General features: G+C 61.0%; 22 protein-coding genes. 13 read left to right on the plus strand and 9 right to left on the minus strand.

What is annotated here, in order from left to right:
- Nucleotides 1-19: 19 nt before the first annotated feature.
- A complete protein-coding gene (locus U5A57_RS26555; RefSeq protein ID WP_321914602.1) occupies nucleotides 20-928 on the minus strand; it encodes a LysR substrate-binding domain-containing protein in 909 nt (302 codons plus the stop codon).
- A gap of 95 nt (nucleotides 929-1,023) precedes the next feature.
- Between U5A57_RS26555 and U5A57_RS26560 the strand changes: the two genes are divergently transcribed.
- The 3 genes from U5A57_RS26560 to U5A57_RS26570 all read left to right on the plus strand — a co-directional run bounded on the left by U5A57_RS26560 (nucleotide 1,024) and on the right by U5A57_RS26570 (nucleotide 3,669).
- Nucleotides 1,024-2,199, plus strand: a complete 1,176-nt coding sequence (locus U5A57_RS26560; protein ID WP_321914603.1) for an MFS transporter — start codon at nucleotides 1,024-1,026, stop codon at nucleotides 2,197-2,199.
- A 67-nt stretch (nucleotides 2,200-2,266) separates the two neighbouring features.
- The gene (locus tag U5A57_RS26565) at nucleotides 2,267-2,992 is read left to right on the plus strand and encodes a haloacid dehalogenase type II (protein ID WP_321914604.1); all 726 of its coding nucleotides are present in this window, start codon (nucleotides 2,267-2,269) and stop codon (nucleotides 2,990-2,992) included.
- Between the two features lie 38 nt (nucleotides 2,993-3,030).
- Nucleotides 3,031-3,669, plus strand: a complete 639-nt coding sequence (locus U5A57_RS26570; protein ID WP_321914605.1) for an NUDIX hydrolase — start codon at nucleotides 3,031-3,033, stop codon at nucleotides 3,667-3,669.
- 6 nt (nucleotides 3,670-3,675) lie between these two features.
- Here U5A57_RS26570 and U5A57_RS26575 read toward each other — a convergent pair whose 3' ends face one another.
- The 3 genes from U5A57_RS26575 to lhpH form a co-directional block, all read right to left on the minus strand.
- Nucleotides 3,676-4,017, minus strand: coding sequence for an H-NS family nucleoid-associated regulatory protein (locus U5A57_RS26575; RefSeq protein ID WP_321914633.1), 342 nt, complete (start codon nucleotides 4,015-4,017; stop codon nucleotides 3,676-3,678).
- A 123-nt stretch (nucleotides 4,018-4,140) separates the two neighbouring features.
- On the minus strand, nucleotides 4,141-4,392 hold the full coding sequence (locus U5A57_RS26580) for a hypothetical protein (RefSeq protein WP_321933353.1): 252 nt from the start codon (nucleotides 4,390-4,392) through the stop codon (nucleotides 4,141-4,143).
- Nucleotides 4,393-4,539: 147 nt separating this feature from the next.
- A complete protein-coding gene (gene lhpH, locus U5A57_RS26585; RefSeq protein ID WP_321914606.1) occupies nucleotides 4,540-5,547 on the minus strand; it encodes a trans-3-hydroxy-L-proline dehydratase in 1,008 nt (335 codons plus the stop codon).
- 134 nt (nucleotides 5,548-5,681) lie between these two features.
- Here lhpH and U5A57_RS26590 point away from each other — a divergent pair, with 134 nt between their 5' ends.
- Together U5A57_RS26590 and U5A57_RS26595 are read left to right on the plus strand one after the other, a co-directional pair.
- Nucleotides 5,682-7,457, plus strand: coding sequence for a phospholipase D-like domain-containing protein (locus U5A57_RS26590; protein ID WP_321914607.1), 1,776 nt, complete (start codon nucleotides 5,682-5,684; stop codon nucleotides 7,455-7,457).
- A gap of 84 nt (nucleotides 7,458-7,541) precedes the next feature.
- Complete coding sequence (locus U5A57_RS26595) at nucleotides 7,542-8,066, plus strand: MFS transporter (RefSeq protein WP_321914608.1); 525 nt, start codon at nucleotides 7,542-7,544, stop codon at nucleotides 8,064-8,066.
- Between the two features lie 26 nt (nucleotides 8,067-8,092).
- On the opposite strand, the gene U5A57_RS26600 is transcribed toward U5A57_RS26595, so the two are convergent.
- The 3 genes from U5A57_RS26600 to U5A57_RS26610 all read right to left on the minus strand — a co-directional run bounded on the left by U5A57_RS26600 (nucleotide 8,093) and on the right by U5A57_RS26610 (nucleotide 10,984).
- Nucleotides 8,093-9,112: an AraC family transcriptional regulator gene (locus tag U5A57_RS26600; protein WP_321914609.1), complete on the minus strand. Its 1,020-nt coding sequence runs from the start codon at nucleotides 9,110-9,112 to the stop codon at nucleotides 8,093-8,095.
- Between the two features lie 135 nt (nucleotides 9,113-9,247).
- Nucleotides 9,248-10,408, minus strand: a complete 1,161-nt coding sequence (gene dinB / locus U5A57_RS26605; RefSeq protein ID WP_321914635.1) for a DNA polymerase IV — start codon at nucleotides 10,406-10,408, stop codon at nucleotides 9,248-9,250.
- A 357-nt stretch (nucleotides 10,409-10,765) separates the two neighbouring features.
- Nucleotides 10,766-10,984 (minus strand): hypothetical protein, encoded by a 219-nt coding sequence (locus U5A57_RS26610; RefSeq protein ID WP_321914636.1) that lies wholly within the window; start codon nucleotides 10,982-10,984, stop codon nucleotides 10,766-10,768.
- A 191-nt stretch (nucleotides 10,985-11,175) separates the two neighbouring features.
- Between U5A57_RS26610 and U5A57_RS26615 the strand changes: the two genes are divergently transcribed.
- The 8 genes from U5A57_RS26615 (at nucleotide 11,176) to U5A57_RS26650 (ending at nucleotide 18,499) form a co-directional block, all read left to right on the plus strand.
- Nucleotides 11,176-11,919: an H-NS family nucleoid-associated regulatory protein gene (locus tag U5A57_RS26615; protein ID WP_321914610.1), complete on the plus strand. Its 744-nt coding sequence runs from the start codon at nucleotides 11,176-11,178 to the stop codon at nucleotides 11,917-11,919.
- 67 nt (nucleotides 11,920-11,986) lie between these two features.
- Nucleotides 11,987-12,637: a DUF429 domain-containing protein gene (locus U5A57_RS26620; RefSeq protein ID WP_321914611.1), complete on the plus strand. Its 651-nt coding sequence runs from the start codon at nucleotides 11,987-11,989 to the stop codon at nucleotides 12,635-12,637.
- Nucleotides 12,638-12,761: 124 nt separating this feature from the next.
- Nucleotides 12,762-13,277 (plus strand): gamma-glutamylcyclotransferase family protein, encoded by a 516-nt coding sequence (locus tag U5A57_RS26625; protein WP_321914612.1) that lies wholly within the window; start codon nucleotides 12,762-12,764, stop codon nucleotides 13,275-13,277.
- 114 nt (nucleotides 13,278-13,391) lie between these two features.
- Nucleotides 13,392-14,252, plus strand: a complete 861-nt coding sequence (locus U5A57_RS26630; protein WP_321914613.1) for a MurR/RpiR family transcriptional regulator — start codon at nucleotides 13,392-13,394, stop codon at nucleotides 14,250-14,252.
- A 199-nt stretch (nucleotides 14,253-14,451) separates the two neighbouring features.
- Nucleotides 14,452-15,531, plus strand: coding sequence for a C45 family peptidase (locus U5A57_RS26635; RefSeq protein WP_321914614.1), 1,080 nt, complete (start codon nucleotides 14,452-14,454; stop codon nucleotides 15,529-15,531).
- Nucleotides 15,532-15,559: 28 nt separating this feature from the next.
- Complete coding sequence (locus tag U5A57_RS26640) at nucleotides 15,560-16,906, plus strand: aspartate aminotransferase family protein (RefSeq protein ID WP_321914616.1); 1,347 nt, start codon at nucleotides 15,560-15,562, stop codon at nucleotides 16,904-16,906.
- A gap of 115 nt (nucleotides 16,907-17,021) precedes the next feature.
- On the plus strand, nucleotides 17,022-17,588 hold the full coding sequence (locus tag U5A57_RS26645) for a carboxymuconolactone decarboxylase family protein (RefSeq protein ID WP_321914617.1): 567 nt from the start codon (nucleotides 17,022-17,024) through the stop codon (nucleotides 17,586-17,588).
- A 623-nt stretch (nucleotides 17,589-18,211) separates the two neighbouring features.
- Nucleotides 18,212-18,499, plus strand: a complete 288-nt coding sequence (locus U5A57_RS26650; protein WP_321914618.1) for a YodC family protein — start codon at nucleotides 18,212-18,214, stop codon at nucleotides 18,497-18,499.
- 100 nt (nucleotides 18,500-18,599) lie between these two features.
- Here U5A57_RS26650 and U5A57_RS26655 read toward each other — a convergent pair whose 3' ends face one another.
- Both U5A57_RS26655 and U5A57_RS26660 read right to left on the minus strand, forming a co-directional pair.
- Nucleotides 18,600-19,232 (minus strand): LysE family translocator, encoded by a 633-nt coding sequence (locus tag U5A57_RS26655; protein WP_321914619.1) that lies wholly within the window; start codon nucleotides 19,230-19,232, stop codon nucleotides 18,600-18,602.
- Nucleotides 19,233-19,424: 192 nt separating this feature from the next.
- Complete coding sequence (locus U5A57_RS26660) at nucleotides 19,425-19,745, minus strand: superinfection immunity protein (protein WP_321914620.1); 321 nt, start codon at nucleotides 19,743-19,745, stop codon at nucleotides 19,425-19,427.
- Between the last annotated feature and the right edge of the window lie 44 nt (nucleotides 19,746-19,789).

The raw sequence follows: 19,789 nt of genomic DNA on the forward strand, positions 1-19,789 counted from the left end.
CGCGCGGCTCAAGAACGGATCAAGCGCCGCGCGTTTCCCGTTGCGAAACCGACTGCGCAAGCTCGACAAAGCGCTCGACACATGTCGATGTGAACGGCTCGATCCACGAGACAGCCTGTTCGAGCACCGGTGCGCCGTTCAACGGCACATAGGCCACGCCTGAGCGTTGCAGCGCCATAGTGAAGGCCGGCACGATGGCGACGCCGCGCTCGGCCGCCACGAGCGATACGAGCGTCGCAGTCTGCGAAGCGGTGGGGCCGATACGCGGCTCCACACCTACTTGCGCGCACAACGAATCGAGCGCCGCAGTCAACGCCGATCCATACCCCGGCGGAAAAATCAGAAACGTCTCGTCGCGAAGCTCGGCGAAGTCGAGCGAGGGCTTGTGCGCATGCACGCTGCCGCTCGGCACCGCGGCGACGAGCGGCTCGCGCGCGATCACGAGCGAACGCAAGCCGTCTTCGAGCGCGTTCGCTGCCGACCAGCCAAAGCCGATATCGAGTGCGCCCTCAACGATCTGCCGATGCTGACTCGCGGTTGCGACCTCGCAAAATGTGAGCTCCACCTCGGGCAGTTCGCGGCCTGCATTGCGCACGATTTCGGCGAACGCATCGGACATCGGAATCGAACTCGTGTAACCGATCGCAATACGGCCTGTCACGCCCTGTGCGAGCTTGCGCGCGGTGGCCTGCGCCTCGCCAACGGCGTGGAGCACGCTGCGCGCCCGTTCGAGGAACAACACGCCTTCGGGCGTGAGTTTGACCGCGCGTGTCGAACGCTCGAAAAGCCGAATGCCGAGTTCGGCTTCGAGCGCCGCGATATGGCGCGTGAGTGGCGGCTGCGCGATGTTCAGGCGCACGGCTGCGCGCCCGAAGTGCAATTCTTCGGCAACGGTGACGAAATAGCGGAGGCGGCGCAGGTCGAGCATTCTTGTTCTGGCGGTATCAATGGCGACGAAAACGGTATTGGCGCACGCGTTGGCCGATCCTCAGACTGTCGGTTGGACCAGACAGGGCGTCAAGCGTGAAAGACCCATCCATTCGAGCCGCGTTCTTCCTGTGCGGCTTCGCGGCCTTCATCAATCTCTACGCCACGCAAGGCATTCTGCGCGAACTCGCCGTTGCGTTCGGTGTGAGTGCGGAACGCGCCGGGCAGGGTGTGAGCGCAACCACGCTGGCCGTCGCCATTATCGCGCCGTTTGTCGGCGCCCTGGCGGCGCGTTTCGACCGGCGCACCGTGATTGTCGCCGCCGCGCTCGCATCGGCGCTGCCGGTGGTCTGGTCCGCGCATGCGTCGGGTTTTGCGTCATTCCTCGCGGCTCGCTTCGCCGCCGGCGTGCTGATGCCGTTCATTTTCGCCATGTCGATCTCGTATATCGGCGAACGCTATCACCATGAGCGCGCCACCGAAGTGAGCGCGATCTTCGTGGCGGGCACGACGCTGGGCGGCTTCGCGGGGCGTTTTGTCACCAACCTGCTCACGTCGATGCTCGGGTGGCGCCACGCGCTCGACATCGTGGCGCTGCTGAGCTTCACCACCGGTCTCGCGATCTACGCGAGCTTGCCCGCATCGGGGGCCGTGCGTGTGGAGGGCGGTTGCGCGACGAGGACGCAATGGAAGCCCGTGATGCGCGGCCCGGTGCTCGCCTCGTTCGCCGTGGGCGCATGCGTGCTTGCCTCTCAGGTCGCGACGTTCTCCTTCGTCGGTCTGCGGCTCACGCGCGCGCCGTTCGATTTCTCGACGGCGGGCATCGGCGCGATTTATGCGGTTTTTCTCGTGGCGGTGGTCGTCACGCCCATTTCGGGCCGTATGGCGAGACACCGCGGGCCGCGCGACCTTGCGCTCGCGGCGGTTGGCCTCGCCATCGCGGGGAGCTTGCTCACGCTCTCCGAGAGCGTTGGCGCGATTCTCGCCGGGCTCGCGCTCGGTTCGACGGCGGTGTTTGTCGAGCAGGCTTGCGCCAATGCGTTCATTTCCCATGCCGCCGCCGGGGCCAGGACGACGGCGATCGGCATCTATCTCTCCTGCTATTACTTCGGCGGCAGCCTCGGCGCCGTGCTGCCCATTCCGGCCTGGCATCGCTGGGGCTGGGCGGGGTGCGTGGCGTTCGTCGTGGCCGCTCAGGCGCTGGTTGGAGTGCTTGTATTCGCGTTCTGGCGGCCGGAGCGTGCCGGGTCGGAATCGATCGCTACTGTTTGATTCATGATGTCGAAGCGGCCTATACACTGTGATCTTCGTCCGGCACTTCCGAGAGGAGTGAGTAACCGTGGAATTGACTGACTTCGACACACTGACTTTTGACTGCTACGGCACGCTGATCGATTGGGAAAGCGGCATTTTCGAGGGCCTTAAACCGCTGCTCGAGCGGGCTGGCACGGCGCTCACGAAGGACCAGGTTCTGGAAGCCCACGCGCGTCACGAGTCCTCGCAGCAGCGCTACACGCCGGCCAGGCGATACCAGGAACTGCTGCCCATCGTCTACAAGCGGCTGGCCGAGGAGTGGGGACTGCCGTTCACGCACGAGGAGTGCGTGGAATACGGGCGGTCGGTGCGGAACTGGCCGGCATTCGAGGACACCGTTGCCGCGCTGCAGTACCTCAAGAAGCACTATAAGCTGGTGATTCTGTCGAACGTCGACAATGAGACGTTCACCTATAGCAACGCAAGGCTACAGGTTAAGTTCGACGCTATTTTCACTGCGGAAGACGTGGGCTCGTATAAACCCTCGTTGCGAAACTTCGACTACATGCTCGAAAAACTCGGCGAGCGTGGCATCGAGAAGGCGAAAATCCTTCACACTGCCGAAAGTCTCTTTCACGACCACAAGCCTGCCAATGAATGCGGGTTGGCGTCGTGCTGGATCTACCGCCGTTATGCGCAGCCCGGCTTTGGCGCGACAATGAATCCCGGCTCGCAACCGAAAGTCGATTTCCGCTTCAACAGCATGGCCGACTTCGTAAAGGCGCATCAGGAAGTGCTGGCAAAAAAATAAACCAGCGATGCTTCATTCCCATTCGCGATCACGCGACCATGCCCACGCCTTCCGACCATGAGTTGTTGAAAGCCCGTCTCGCGCAGGCTCGCCGGCTATTGGCGCTTGCGCAATCGGGTTTGCACTACGCGACGAGCGCCTTCGACACGGAAAGGTATGCTGAAATCGCCGGCATCGCGCATCAGCAACTCGCGGAAATGGCATCCCTGCAATCGGGCGAAGTTGCTGCGCTCTTTGCTTCCGAAACGGGATACGCCAATCCTAAACTCGATGTGCGATGTGCCGTATTCAATCCGGCTGGCCAAATTCTTCTCGTGCGAGAAGCTGTGGACGGTTTGTGGTCTTTACCCGGCGGCTGGGCCGACGTAGGTGTCTCACCGGCTGAAAACGCGGCAAAAGAGGTGCTTGAAGAAAGCGGGTACACGGTCAACGTCGTTCGGCTGCTGGCAGTGTGGGACATGCTCAAGCACGGCCATCCGCCTTCCGTGTTTCACATCTGGAAGCTGGTTTTTCTTGGGGAGATCGTTCGAGCGGGCGAGATATCCGGAGCCGAAACTAATGCGGCTCACTTCTTCGATGTCGACGACCTTCCTGCCTTGTCGCAAGGCCGAATTCTGCCGGAACAAATTCGACGACTGGATGAACTACGCAATAACGGTGACGTCGAATTCGATTGAAAGGCTTCAAGCCGCGCCGCTATGCTCTGTCCTTACAGTTGCCAAACGGCTGCCGGCAAACGGGTCCTGCCGCCAGTCCACCTTCGGGGGTTGGGCCGGCTGCTGTTCGGCCGTCTCGCCGATAGCAAAATGCTCGAGCGACTGCCCCGCGCTTGTCGCCTGCACCACCCACCGCGGGGCGTCGCCTTTGCCGTCCCACGTGTGGCCAGCCGCATCCCGGTAACGGGCGGCTCGCAATTGCGCGGCATCCGCAGCAATTGAGGCAGCAATATCGTCCGGTTCGATTCCATATTCGGCCATCCGACGCTGCAGATAGGCCACGATGCTTTCGCGTTTTCGTTCGTCCATTTCTAGTTGTGCTTCGCTCTGAATGCAACTCTTGAGCAGAATATAGCGCAAGTCGCGTGCCGCCACGATATCACAGCTTGAAAGGGCGGCTCTGGCGGCGGTAGCGAAAGGCCCAGCCCGGAATCAGGTAGTGAGTTTCTGGGAGCGGGCCGCTTCATGTTGTGCGGCTCGTTCTTCCGCATTCTTCTTCGCAATGTGATGCCCCACGATACACCCGCCGACGGCGCCAACCACGGCGTGGTGACCTGCATAATGTCCCGCTACGCCACCCACGACAGCGCCCTTGAGGCAGCCTGCGGCTTGTGCGGTTCCGGCTGCCGCCAGTCCTAAAGTGGCCGCCGCGGCAAACATCCTGATTCGGTTATTGACGTTCATGATAATCGCTTGCGGGAAATTTTAGCTTGAAAATTGACTCAATATCATGCGTTTCTGGTGAGCGCGGTTCGGAGTGTAGGCGGCGGGGCCGGACACAGGTGCAACGGCGGTGCGAGTTTCGTAACGGCGCGTTATCGGGGGAAACGCTTACCGGACGAGGAAGCCGTAAGTCAGCGGGTCGCGTTCGTCCACGATCCAGGTTGCGAAGCCGCAGACAAACGCGTTGCCTTCGACTTCCGGAATCACTGCCTTGAAGTCGCCGACTGTCGTTTCGCTGAGCACGCGTCCTTTGAAAACCGTGCCGATGATGGACTCATTCACAAGGGTCTCGTCTTTGCCAAGTTCGCCACGCAGGTACAACTGAGCGACGCGGCCGCCGGTGCCGGAGCCGGTCGGCGAGCGGTCCACTTCGCGGTCCGCGAACACGCAGCAATTGGCTTGCGTCGAACCTTCGTGCCGCGGTGCGTTGGCAATGATGGTTCCGTAAATGTGATTGATTTCAGGGATCTCGGGGTGCTCGACGGGGTACGCCTTGTTCGCGGCTTCCTTCACCTCGGCGCCGAACCGGATGAGTTCCTCGACCGACGACTCGCGCACGGCGAGTCCATGCGGCTGACCGTCGGTATAGAAGTAGAAGGCGCCGCCAAAAGCGATATCGCCCTTCACCGTACCAAAGGACGGCGTTTGAACAATCACGTCGCGCTTCCAGATGAACGACGGGACATTCACGAATCGCACGTTGCCGGCGTGTTCGCCATCCCACTGAACGAATGCTTCGATAAAGCCACAGGGAGCGTCGATGCCAACACGCGTTTCCGGGACCTGGCGCTGAACCCAGCCAAGTTCGACTGCCGCGGTAGACAGCGCGATCACGCCGTGTCCGCAGTGGTCGCTATAGCCCTCGTTGTGAAGAAAGATAATACCAAAGTCGGCGGTTGGGCTAATCGGCTCGGTCAGATAGCCGCCGTACATATCGGCGTGACCACGCGGTTCGAACATCAAGGCGGTGCGGATTTCGTCGGCGTTCTCTTTTAGCCACGCGCGACGCTTCACAATCGTGTCGCCCGGCAGGCGCGGCAATCCGCTCGTGACGATACGGAAGGCTTCGCCGCCGGTATGGACCTCGACGGTCGAAATGGTACGAACAGGTTTCATGATGTTTTACGCTGTAGACTCACTGACCTTGGGCTGCGTCATTGAAACGACATCTACGTAACATACACCATTCACTGTCTCAACAAACTGCTGGTCGAAACTCCAGATTTTGGCCAACACAGACGAGGTGAACGATGTCGACGAAGATCCGCAGTTATCTTTCCCCCACGTTGGTTTTGCTCGCTTTCGACTGGCCAGAAGGTGCCACACGCGCCGACTTCCTGGGTTTCGCCATCGAGCGAGCCCCCGGTTTCACGAATCCGGACGGGAAATCTCATGCGGCAAGCAACTGGCTCCCCAATCGAATCACGTTCAAAGGGCCCGTGCCGGATGGGAAGCCCGATGCGCCTTCGAACACCGCGCCGATTCAAAAATTTATGTGGTGGGACGCGCGCATCGAGGAGGCCGACAGGGGCAAGCAGTTCACGTACACCGTTTATCCGGTAGTCGGTACGCCGGACAATCCGAATCTGCTGAACGCAGAGGCGAGTTCGTGTGAGGTTACGCTTCCGGCGCATATCGAAGACGGCGTGGGTACGTGGTTCAACCGCGCGGTGGTCAGCTCGCAGGCCTTTGCGCGGCAGGTCAAGGCCATGGGAATCGATCCACATAGCGCGCCGCCGGCCGCAGAGGCCCTTCAACTTCGAACATGGCTTGCTAACGATATGCAGCTTGTGTTCAAGGAAATATTCCTGGACTCGTCCCACGCTGCAGCAGCTGTCTATCACTTGACGGACCCGCTTTGGGCGATACCGGCGTTCAAGGATTTTGGAACGGCCCACGGAAAAGGGAATGTTGCCGTTGTCTACGACTCGCACCTGGTTCGCGAAAAAGGCAAATCTCCCGCGCCGTCACCCAATCAACCCACGGTCGATGCACTGAACAGCGTTGTGACTTTCTGCCCCCGTGACAAGACTCATATCATGCACGACAAGCTTATCGTGACGGATAGGGGCGATAGACAAGGTAATCCGGCATTCGTCCTTGCGGGTTCCGCGAATTTCACAACGGAAGGCATCACGGAACAGGCCAACGTGCTCCACCTGTTCGATTCGGCCAATCTCGCGAAACGATATGACGACAGAACGAAGGCCATAGCCAGCAATCCGCCCATCAATCAAACCGCTGAACTCGCGGATGGTTGGTCGGACGCCGTGACGGTGGGAAGCGCAGCCGTGCGCGTTTGCTTTTCTCCGGAGGCGAAAAGCAAACGTACCCAGATCGACACGATCGTAGAAGCGATAGGCAAGGCGCGGCATTCCGTTTTGTTTTGCCTCTTCATGCCGACTGACGAGCCGCTTCGCGACGCCTGCTTTGCGGCTGGCGACAAGGGGCGAATGATGTTCGGCCTCGTCAACAATATCAGTGAAAAGTCCGCTCAGAATGCGCAAGAGGCGCAAAAAGCGGGAGAAGTGGTGAGTACCACGGCTCTGGCCAACCTTGCGCTCTATCATCGAAGCAAGGAAAACCGCGATGTCATCGACGCGTCGTACTTCTCCCCGGCGACCGTGCCCGAAGGATTCGAGCCTGAGCTTCGGCTTTTTCCCGGCGAAGTCGCGCCTGGTTACGCTCCGGTCATCATCCACCATAAATTCATTGTCATCGATGCCGAGGGAGACAATCCTATTGTTTACACAGGCTCGGCAAACATGAGCAACAACTCGGAGCATTTCAATGACGAGAACCTGCTCGAAATAAAGGACACGCGAATTGCCGCCATTTACCTCGCCGAGTTCATGCGGCTATACGAGCACTATCGGGCTCGCGCCATTGGCATCGAGGCGCAGCAGCGTAGAACCGTTCAACGGCTGATGCTGCAACCCGACCGCAAGTGGGCGGACAAATACTATAAGGCGAATAGTCCGGAGGAGAAGGCGCGGATTGCATTGGCAGCAAGCCCGGCCAACTGAAGTCAATGACGCATTCGCACGACGGCGCTCGCCCGCGTTTCGCGGTCGATGAATTCTGCATGGGCTCGCGCGTGATATCTGGCGTTGCTGGGCGCATCCCTGGGGCTGCTAATCACCAGCACGGTGTCGCCGGCAGCGCTCGCTTCGTGGGGCTGGCGCATCCCGTTCCTGATCGGTCTTCTGATTGCACCAGTTGACCTCTATGTTCGCCTGCGGCTTCGCGACGAACCGATTTTCACCAACAGCGCCAGACATGCCGGCACACCGCTTGCCCAACTGTGTCGCGAACATGGGAGGACGATCCTGCTGGCGACGCTGATGATCATGGGGCAAACCATACCGGTGTACGCGATTGTCTACCTCATGCCGAGCTATGCGGCACGTGGGATGCACATGCCCGCCATCATTGGATTCATGGCTTCCGCGTTGTCTGCTTTACTGCTGGTATGCGTTGAGTGTTGCTCTATTAGGCAGCACCGCTCAATTCATTGTGACCGGTTTGGTCAAATGGAGCGGCAATCCCTGTCTGCGGCATGGTATGTTGCGCCCGCGTGTTGCGTGAGCTTTTGCGTGCTGACGTTTTTCAAGGAGCGGCGCGTCGGACGATGAACCTGGCGCACAGGCATCGACGCCTGTCAGCGCGACTGCAGCCGCCTGCTAGCGAGCGCCCGAAAATCCTGCGGCGCCATGTCGTACGCGCGCCGGAAGGCGCGTGTGAAATCGGAGGCGCTTTTGAAGCCGAGTCCGTAGGCAATCTCGATCACCGTGACGTGCGAATACCGGACCAGTTCATCGGCTGCGCGACGTAGCCTAAGGTTTCGGATATAAGCGCCAAGGCCGCCTTCGTGCTGAAACAGGCGATAGAGGGTTGGGCGAGGAAGTGCAAGCGCATTGAGCACACTTTCAGGGGAGAGGTCGCTTTCAGTCAGGTGCGCCTGAATATAGCGCCGTACCTGAGCGAACATCGCCGCCCGGGCTGCCGCACGAGTGTCGCCGTTCAGGCCCGCTTGCCGTCCAAACGCTGCGACAAGCAGCTCCGCCGCCTCGCGTATGGCGCCGTCCGCCTCCGCGGCGCTCAGGCTTGCGATTCTCCCACTGAGCGCCGCAACGTGTTCGGTAATCAGTGTCACAAGTGGCATCGACGCGTGAAGCATACGGCCGTGGATGGCTTCCGGATCAGGAAACACCTTTTGCACCAACTCGCCCGGCACGAAAAACGTGACCACCCTGCATGCCTGGCGCTGCATTCGAATCGCCTGGTTCAGATCGAGCGCAAGAATGCTGGCGGGCGCGGGAGTGCTGTCGCGCTGCGAGGTGCGCGTGACCACGTTCTCAACGCCACCCTCCAGAAACACATGGAAGACGAAGTCGCGTACCCGGTCTGTCGAAATCCGTGCCTGAGAGCGTTCGAGCACAAGCAGGTCCGACCGGCAATCCGTAAATACAAGGTTATTCACCGCATAGCGGTCAATTGAGGCCTGAAACGGCTTCTCCAGGGCGGATAGCGAGGGCACCACGTCAATGAGATGGCCCACTCGATCCCGCCAGGCGAGCAAGCGACGTTCTGGCGGTTCGCCCTGCACACTGAAATGATTGTGGGCAATGCCATGTTCAAATGGACGGAAGACGTCGACCGTGGGTACGCGCGAGCTCATGCGAAGAAGTCTTTGCTGAAATGTGCCTGAAAGTCTTCTGGAATAGACGCTTTGAGAATCTAACCGAAATTCTGCCCGTAGTGAATTGTTCGAAAAAGGCCTGTTTCGGATCGATCGAACGCCGGCGATCGAGCGTCAGCAATCGAAAGGCAACTCGCCCTGCGTCGGCACGGCGGCGGATGCAGTACCCGTGGCGCGCTCGAGAGAGCCAATGCGTACACCGATGAGGCGGATCCTCCGATCCAGCGACACGCGCTTCAGGCATTCGCCGACAGCTCGCCGGATAGCCACGACATCTGCCACCGGTTCGGTGAGCGAGAGGTCGCGAGTGACGATCTTGAAGTCGGCGAACTTGATTTTCAGGCCTACCGTTCGGCCACGGTACCCTTTGCGCTGAAGATCCTCGGTAACCCGTTCGCAAAGGCGTGTCAACGCCGGCGTCAGGACCGCACGATCGCGCACGACATGCATGTCACGCTCGAACGTCGTTTCCCGGCTCATGGACTTTGGCTCGGAGGAAACCACGACGGCGCGATCGTCGAGGCCTCGGGCGATTCTGGCCAGCCACGCGGCGTACGTGCGCCCGAAGTGCTCCTGCAATAGTCCGAGGTCAGCCGAGGCCAACTCACCGACCGTTCCGATCCCGAGGCTCGCCAGGCGTTCACTTGCACGCGGGCCGATGCCATTCACTTTCTTTGCCGGAAGCGGCCAGATGCGCGACTCGAGGTCGTCCATCGTGAGTATGGTGAGACCATTCGGCTTATCGAGCTCCGAGCCGATTTTTGCGAGCAGCTTGTTCGGTGCGATGGCGATAGAGCAAGTGAGGCGGGTCGCTTCGTGCACGGCCGTCTTGATCCGGTTTCCAAGTTCGCTCGATTCGCCCTCGATGCCCGTGAGGTCAATGTAGATCTCGTCGATTCCCCGGTCTTCGATCTGGTCCGTGAACGTGCGCACCACGTCTTTGAACTGGCGCGAATAGCGCCGGTACGAATCAAAGTCCGTAGGCAGCAGGATGGCATCGGGCGCGAGTTGTGCGGCCTTCATCATGCCCATCGCGGAGAAAACGCCGAGGGCGCGCGCTTCGTAGGTCGAAGTCGTGACCACGCCGCGGCCCACATAGTCGCGCAGTCGCGCAAAGCGGCGCGTGCCGTCGGGCAGGACTTCTGGTGCCGCATTGCGCCCGCCGCCGATTACGACCGGTTTGCCGCGCAATTCGGGGTAGCGCAGCAGTTCGACGGATGCATAAAAAGCGTCCATGTCGAGATGCGCAATGCGGCGTGTGCGGTGGCTTGTCACGTTGCAACTACTGTGGAATTGTCCGGGCGGTCCTTGAGTGTTTGCGCCGGAACGCAGTGCCCGCACGATTGTTCATCTTTTTTCCCAGTCGAAGTTCACGGTCGGAAGCTCGGCAAGCCGCGCACTCACTGCGCCATAGTACTGTATGTTTGCACAGTATTCTACCGCATGCTTCCGGCTGTACCGCTAACTTCTTTCAGTGGGAAAAAATCCTGGTTGTGTCGCGCAAAGGGGCTTCGATGATCAATTCGCGCACGCCGCCGATTCTGAATAACGCGTAAGAACGGGATGGATTGAAGTGGAGGGGCGAAGTACGCCGGGCAGGCGTGGGTTTTTATCGTTGCGCAACGATTGGCGCTATCCGTTGGTATCCACCCAGGCACGTGCCCATGCGAGTCCTGCCTCCTGCGCAGCATCCTCAGAATTAAACAAATCCAGAACGCCTGAAGCGTTGATGAGTTTGTTGTCCCGGGTCACCGTGCCGCTCCCCGCATAGCGTTCAGGCGTGAGGATCTCCGATTGTTGCGCGATAGCGTGGCCCCACAAAACATATCCCTTGTATATTTCTCTTTCCATATCTTGTCCAAACGTCGGTGTCGCACCCAATTCACTCACCAGCCTGATTCGGACGCGGCGTTGCGAGCGGGTCAGAAATAGACAGTAATGTTTCTCACTGCTGAACGCAAAGTAATTCGGTACCAAATGTTGTATTCGTCGTCCGATGTGGCATAGTGGGAAAAACTATCTCATCAAAGGAAAAACCACGAATGGCCACACTCCAATCAATTCAGGCACGAATCGCAAAGTTGCAGGCTCAGGCAGAATCGTTGGCGACAACGAAATCGACGGCAGTACTCGAAAAGATTCGCGGTTTGATGGACAAGCATGCCGTGACGCTTGCCGAAATTGAGGCATTCGTCGGCAAGCGTCGCGGCCGCAAACCGGGAAAAGCGGTTACGGCGAAGCAGGGTTCGTCCGCTGCGAAGTATCTCGATCCCAAAACTGGCGCGACGTGGACTGGCCATGGTCGTGCTCCCGCGTGGATTGCAAAGGCAAAGGACCGAAGCAAGTTCCTGGTTGCCGATGCAGCACCGAAATCGGCTGCCGCTGTGAAAGCGCCTAAGGCGGGTAACTACGTGCGTGGACCGCAGCCGCCGAAATATCGTGACCCGAAAACCGGCGCGACGTGGTCTGGTCGTGGCACCGCACCGGCATGGCTCGCCGGCGCGAAGGACCGGTCGAAGTTCCTGATTGAAAAGGCTGAGCCTGTGGCGAAGCCGGCCAAGGCGCCGACAGCGAAGAAGGCTGCTGCAAAGACGAGCACGGCAACCAGGAAGGTATCTGCGAAGAAGGCAGCGCCGGCACGCAAGGCTGCTGCGAGGAACGGCGCAGCAGCGAAGTCACCCGTCGCGCGAAAAGTGCGAGCGCCGAAGCTCGTAGTGGCGGCGCCTGTCGAAGTTACCGCGCCTCAGGCGGCTGCTGAAGGTGCGGGCACGGCCGCCGCAGCCTAAGTGACACACCGGGCTGCAAGCATGCTTACAGCCCGGTTCAACGCTTGTTACGCGTGGCGGGGACCGCTTGAACACATGCACGGTCGCTGGCATCGATGTGGGCGGAGACAAAAAGGGCTGCCATCTAGTCATTCTGGATGGCAGTCGAGCGTTCCGGCCTCCGGATGCGAAAACTCCTCAGCAGATGCTGCAGGCGTGTCTTGAGTACGACGTTCAGGCCGTTGGAATAGACGCTCCTTGCCGGTGGGGCGTTGAAGGCGAAGGGCGGCGTGCGGAAAGGGAACTCGCGCGCCAACATATCTTTTCCTTTGCCACGCCAACTCGAAGGCGGGCAGATGAGAACTCGAGTCGCTTCTACCGGTGGATGTTCAACGGAGAGCAGATTTACGAAGTCTTCTCTTCCACCTGGCCGCTGCTGACATCTCGCAAATTCGAAGGCGGGCGTGTGAGCTTCGAAACGTTTCCCCATGCCGTGACCTGTGCGCTCCGGGGCAAGGAGGGAACGTCCGCGAGGCAAAAGAGCTGGCAACGACCCAAAGTACTGGAAAGCGCGAAAATCGACGCCTCACGATTGAAGTCTATCGACGACTTCGATGCCGCACTGTGTGCACTGTGCGCGAGATACCTGATCGAAGGGCAGACGTACGCGTACGGCGACACGGAAGGCGGTTATATTCATGTCCCGGTTGCGCTTGCCTTAAATAAGCGCCACCAATGAGTCTGGCGTGTACATCTTTGCACCGTGCTGCGAACTCATTTCGGAAGCAGAAGGGTCGGTTTGAGCTACATGGGCACCGTGTTCTTCTTGCTGAGCTGCAATTGTCACGAGGGCAATCACAGCAATGAACTCGAGCAACGAATTTTCTTATTTCGCTTACGGCTCCAATATGTCGGTACGACGCCTCGCTGCGAGGTTGCCGTCAGCGAAGGTGGTCACCACGGGGTTCGTGACGGGCTACAAACTCGCGTTCGACAAATTGAGCAAAAAAGACGGCTCTGGCAAATGCGATTGTGAGCACACAGGAAACGCTGGTGACAGAGTCTATGGCGTCATTTTCTCGGTGGTGCATAGCGAACGAGAGGCGCTCGACACATTCGAGGGAGCGGGGAAGGGCTACGAACCATTAAGTATTCGGGTGGAGACCGCGATTGGCGGAGTGTATGCACTGACCTACGTCGCCACGAAAAAGCAACCGGGTCTGCTGCCATACCACTGGTACAAGCATCATGTATTGGTAGGCGCAAAGGAGGCGAACCTGCCTGAAGATTATGTGCGGGCAATCGAGGCGGTTGTCTCCATCGACGACCCCGACTTGGTTCGAACTGAGACGGAGCTTCGGACTTACTCGGCGAGTTAATTAAGCAGCGGCCGATTCGGCAAAATTCCTTTGCCGCTCACCAATCTGTCCCGACTTGCAACAACTGGCAACACGAGTGGTAACATTTGTTGTCACCCACTGCCCGAGCGACGCATGCCAGACAGTTTCGACCAGCTCGCCGCGCTGATTCGCGCGCGTTTCTCCGACTTGAGCCCGCAGTTCCAGACCGGCGCTGCCTTTCTGCTCGACCACCCCGACGAGGTGGCCGTCTCGTCCATGCGCAAGGTGGCCGAGCGCGCCAACGTGCAGCCCGCTTCGCTCGTGCGGCTTTCCCAGCAACTGGGTTTTCCGGGCTGGAACGAGCTGCGGGACCTGTTCGTCGCGCGGGTGCGAACGCGGCCGGAGCCGCTTTCCTCGCGGGCGCGCTCACTCGTGGCGGGCAGCGCCAAGGACGGTCTCGCGCGCGACCTGCTCGTGGCGCAGCAGCACAATCTGGAGGCGAGCGCTGCTCACAACACACGCTCGATGGTCGAGGCGGCGCGTGTATTGCGCCGCGCGAAACACGTGCATGTGGCGGGTTTCCGCTCGTGCTATGCGGTGGCGTTCGGGCTCGTCTACGGTTACCGCCTGTTCCGGCCTTCCGTCTCCTTGCTCGGCGGCGAGGCGGGAACACTGGAGATGCAGTTGCTCGGCATCGAGCGCGACAGCGCAACGATTGTTGTCAGCTTCGCACCGTACTCGGTCGAGGCGGTGCGCGTGGCCGAGGCCGCGCTTGCCAAAGGCAGCCGCCTGATCGCGATTACCGATAGTGCCGTCTCGCCTATTGCGCTGAACGCCGACAAGGCGCTGATCTTCACGCACGCAAGCCCGTCGTTTTTCCCTTCGCTCGTGGCGGCGACGGCGCTGGCCGAGTCGCTTGTCGCCCATCTGCTGGCACTCGAAGGCTCGGGTGCGATCGCGCAGCTCGAGCAGGTCGAGCGTACGTTGAACGCCCGCGGCGCTTACGTGCCCTGAGCGCGCCGCTCCGGCATTTCCGCACCCTTTCACACTCGCTTTTCCGCAGGAGGATGCCGTCGCAAAACGGCATCCGGCCTTGTTTTATCCGTTTTCATCGCATTTGTTGTTATTTATATTTAAATTGACAACATATGTTGTTGAGGCGTATAAAGCACACTATCCGAAGACCCATCGCGGTAGCGAAGCGAGAAAACCGATGCAGGAACTAAACACCCTCCGGGGGCCGGCCATTCGGGCGGCCGGCTCGCCCGAGGCGATCGGGCGGCAGCTCGGCGCACACGTGAAGCCTATCTTTGCCGACTATATGGCGCAAAGCAGCGCCTGGCAGGCGGTGAGCCGTTGGCGCGGCAGTGCGTTCGCGCAGCAACTGCGCGCCGCAGCCACACAGCATTTCCCGGCCTATGTCGCGGAAATCGACGCCATGGCACAGGCGCTGGACTGGTCCGCAGACGACCTGTTCCTCTGGAATTGCCGCGGCGAGCTGATCCACAACGCGCCGGACGGCTGCACGACGCTTGCAGCGCGCACGCCTGCCGCGGGCCTCATTGCGCACAACGAAGACGGCGACCCCTGGCTGCGCGGCCGCTGCAGTGTGGTCGAGGTCGAGCCGGAAGGAAAGCCCGGTTTCGTGAGCTTTTACTATCCGGGCTCGCTGCCGGGACATACCTTTGCGGCCACGCGTGCGGGGCTTGCTCAAGCGATCAACAATGTGCGCCTTCGCGAGCCGCGCGTGGGTGTGCCGCGCATGATCCTCGCGCGCGCCGTGCTCGATTGCGCGACGCTGGCAGACGCGCTCGCGCTGCTGCGCGACACGCCGCGAGCGAGCGGCTTCCACCACACGATCGGCGGGACAGACGACGCGGGCGAGGTGCGTGTGTATAGCGTCGAAGCCACCGCGCAGCGCGCTTCGGTGCACGAAGTGAGCACGCCCTCGGGCCATGCGAATCACTTGATCCACGCGGGCTGCGAGCGTGAGTCGCAGATCGTCACCGAATCGTCGCACGATCGCCAGGTCCGTCTCGCCCAGTTGTTGCCCGCGCTTGGCACGCAGCCCGACAGCGCGGCGTTCGTGCAGGCACTGCAAGACCGCGCGGGCGCTGGCCTGCCGATTTTCCGCGACGACCCGCACGACCCGGACGACGAAAACACGCTCGCCACTGCCTGCATGCGCGTCGAACCGCGCGGCGTGGCGCTCGGCGTCTGGCAGGGCGGCGAGCGCGTGCTCGACGTCTTTATCGATTCGAACGCGCGCCATGCAGACGGCGCGACCCGTTAATCATTCACGGACTTCATCGAGGACGCATATGACCAAGGTGTTTCATCGAATGCCGAAGCAAACCCTACCCGTCGCGGTGGCGGGCGAGGGCATCGAAATCATCGATTCCACTGGCAAGCGCTACATCGACGCGAGCGGCGGCGCCGCCGTCTCGTGCCTGGGCCACAGCAACCAGCGCGTGATCGAGGCGATCAAGCGGCAAGCGCAACAACTGCCGTACGCGCACACCTCGTTCTTCACGACCGAAGCCTCGGAACAGCTGGCCGAACATCTCATTGCCGCCGCGCCCAAGGGGCTCGACCATGTGTACTTCGTGTCGGGCGGGTCGGAGGCGATCGAGGCCGCGCTCAAGCTCGCGCGCCAGTACTTCGTGGAAAGGGGAGAGCTTGCGCGCCGCCACTTCATCGCGCGCCGCCAGAGCTACCACGGCAACACACTCGGCGCGCTCGCGATCGGCGGCAATGCGTGGCGCCGCGAGCCGTTCCTGCCAATCCTGATCGAATCGCATCACGTGAGCCCGTGCTACGCGTACCGCGAACGCCACGAGGGCGAAGCCGACGAGGCCTACGCGCAGCGCCTTGCCGACGAACTCGAACAGAAGATTCTCGAGCTTGGCCCGGACACGGTCGCGGCCTTCGTTGCGGAGACCGTGGTGGGTGCAACGGCCGGCGCAGTGCCGCCCGTGCGCGAATACTTCCGCAAGATCCGCGCAGTGTGCGACCGCTACGGCGTGCTGCTGATCCTCGACGAGATCATGTCGGGCATGGGTCGCACCGGACATCTGTTCGCCTGCGAAGAAGACGGCGTCTCGCCGGATCTGCTGACGATCGCGAAGGGCCTGGGCGCGGGCTACCAGCCGATCGGCGCGACGCTCGTGAGCCAGCGGATCTACGAAACGATCGTGGGCGGCAGCGGCTACTTCCAGCACGGCCACACCTATCTTGGCCACGCCACGGCATGCGCGGCGGCGCTCGAAGTGCAGCGCGTGATCGCCGAGGAAAAGCTGCTCGACAATGTCCTCGCCCGCGGCGAGCAACTGCGCGCAGGATTGCGCGAGCGTTTTGCAGACCATCCGTATGTGGGCGACGTGCGCGGCCGCGGCCTGTTCGTGGGCGTCGAGCTGGTGAAGGACCGCGCCACGAAAGCGAGCTTCGACCCGGCGCTCAAGCTGCACGCCGCGATCAAGCGCGATGCGTTCGCGCGCGGCCTGATGGTCTACCCGATGGGCGGCACCGTGGACGGCCGCAACGGCGATCATGTGCTGCTGGCGCCCCCGTTTATTTGCACCGAACAGAACATCGACACGATCGTCGAGCGGCTTGCCGCCGCGGTCGATGGTGCGCTCGACGCGCCGGGTGCGGCGCGCCCGGCGTAAGCTTTGCCGTCACTGATTGATGTGCAACTAACTGTCCGCCGCTCACGCCCACCGCAAGCGCTGCGACCGCAAGCGGTCGCGCGCGGCAGGCCATGACCTCCAACGGAGTCCATCGATGACGCAAAACCCGCTTTCACGGCTTCCCGCCTTCGACGCTGCACAGGCATCGCCAGAGCAGAAGGCCGTGCTGGACGAGATCCTTTCCGGTCCGCGCGGCAACCTGAACGGCCCGTTCCTCGGCTGGATCCACAGCCCGGAACTGGCGCAGCATGCGCAACGCCTGGGTGCGTTCTGCCGCTATCAGACGGGCCTCTCGCTACGCCTCTCGGAACTGGCGATTCTCGTCACGGCCGCACGCTGGCAGGCGCAGGCCGAGTGGTACATCCACTATCCCATCGCGCTGAAGGCGGGCGTGCCCGAGGCGCTGGCCGAGCAAATCCGCACGGGCGCGACACCGCAGTTCGACGAGCCCGATGACGCGCTGATCCACGCCTTCACGACCGAGCTGTACGACGCGAAGCGCGTTTCCGAGGCAACGTACGCGCGCGCGGTGGAGCGCTTTGGCCACGAAACCACGATTAACCTGGTCGGGCTGCTTGGCTACTACGCGCTCGTCGCGATGACGCTCAACGTCTTCGGCATGCGCGCCGAGGGCCAGACTACACTGCCGTTCGCGGAATAAGCGCGGCCCGACCGCGCACTGCACACGCGCCGCCCCATCCGGTTTCTCGGATGGGGCTTTTTTTTGCACTGCACTGCAATTCCAGTTAAGTGACAGCCGTATTTCAGCCGCATAATTTTCGGTATCCATCGGCTAAAACATGAGGATTCACTCTCGAGCGCCAAGGTTCGCTGGCACAGCAGGGGGATTAATCGAACGGACGGTTTATTGATACAGAAAACGTTTCCACTCGTGCCACCCGGGCGTTCATTTTTTGGACGTAATCGTTAATCCAGTTGCTGGCTTGCCATATTTATTGCAGTTGCGACGCGGCATTTTCCAGTCGCGAATGCGAAATAATATGACTGTTTGAAGGGGAAGCCCTGCCCGGTAGCTTTTGCCAGACATGGCCGGCTTTCCGTGTAAATTGTGCGAAGCAGGATTGGGCGGTGTTTTGCCATGCAGCGAATAACAGGGTTTTCAGCAGGTGTTATGAAAATCGCTTGCACGCATTAATTCGAGTTGTTAGTCTTGCGAAACTCATTAATGACCGCCCCATACTCATTATCGAAAGGGCGGTAGGGAGCCGGGGGCGCTAACCCACCGGTTTTTTTCTCTGTGCGACTTTTTTAACGGGGAACATCATGCTTGATACGACCATCGACGTAGCCGAAAAGCCGCTCGCTGCCATGGCCGGAATTGGCGACGTTGTCACCCTGAAATCGGGCGGTCCGCGCATGACCGTCATGTATGCCGGTCCGGTTGGCTTTGCCAGCGGTCACTGGCTGATCTGCCAGTGGTTCGACGAGCATGGCGAACTGCGCCAGGATATGTTCGCCCAGGACATGGTGCAAATCGAACCCCGCTCGATTCCCGCGGCATTCGTCAAAATGCGCAGCCCGGCCGGCGGAAGGGCCCTCGGCGGGATTTGAAGCGCCAGACCCAGGCTGACCTGCAGGCGCGCAAACGCGCTGCAGACGTGCCAGACACGTACGAAATTGCGGCCGGGCCAGAGGCGCCCGGCCGTTTGCTTTATCGCTGGCCTTCGGCGGCGATACGCACGGCGAGCCCGGCCAGCACCGTGCCCATGAGCCAGCGCTGAAGCTTGAGCCAGCCCGGTCGGTCGCCGAGAAACGTTGCAATCGTTCCAGCCGTCATGGCAACGGCTGCGTTCACGCTGATCGAAAGCGCGATCTGCACGCTGCCGAGCACGATGGACTGCGCGAGTACGCTGCCGTGATGCGGGTCGATGAACTGCGGCAGCAGCGACAAATAGAGAATGGCAATTTTCGGGTTCAGCAGATTCGTGACGAAGCCCATCAGAAAGAGCTTGCGTGGGCGGTCGGCGGGCAGCTCGCGCACCTGGAACGGCGAGCGGCCACCCGGTTTGAGCGCCTGCCATGCGAGCCAGAACAGATAGAGCGCGCCGCCCAGGCGCAGGGCGTCATAGGCAAAGGGCACCGCCATCAGCAACGCGGTAATGCCGAATGCGGCGCACAGCATGTAGAACACGAAACCGAGCGCGACCCCGCCCAGCGAGATCAGGCCTGCCTTGTGGCCCTGGCAGATCGAGCGCGAGATCAGATAGATCATGTTGGGTCCGGGCGTGAGCGCCATGCCGAGTGCGACGGCGGCAAAGGCGAACAGCGGGGCGGCGTGTGGCATGACGGGGCTCCGTGTCAGGTGTGGCTGATAGGTGTCAGGGTGAATCGAGCGACGGGTACTGGCCTTTGCGCTTCAGCCTCATATCGCGTGGTCAAAACCGCGCGGCCAAAGCAGCTTGATCCCGGGTGATTATTCCATGCGAGGGCGGCGTGTGCTCGCCATGGCTTGCAACGTTGGCCGGACGGATAAGCCTCAATGCGGCGAGCGCTTTTGCTCGGCGGTGCGCGTTTCGCGTGCGTGGACTCGATCGTCGAGCCGGCGCGAGAAGAGCAGCATACCCAGCCGGCGGCTGCGGATCTTGGTCTGCCCGCCGAGATCCTTCGGCGGATTCGGCTGAAGCGCCCAGAAGAGCGCCAGCAGCCAGCCAAGCAATGTCCAGCCGAGTACGGCGTTGAAGACGGCGAGGATCAGCAGGTCGTGACGCTGGCGCCTGTCAGCGATCAGCGCGGGGAGAAAGTAGAGCGCAACCACCGCTGCGAGAACGACGATCTCGAAGACGGAACGGCTCACCATATTTCATTCTCCAGAAAAAAGGGCGGAATATATCTGACGGCTCA

Origin of the sequence: Paraburkholderia sp. J11-2, from assembly GCF_905220185.1 — a bacterium.
Lineage (GTDB): Bacteria > Pseudomonadota > Gammaproteobacteria > Burkholderiales > Burkholderiaceae > Paraburkholderia.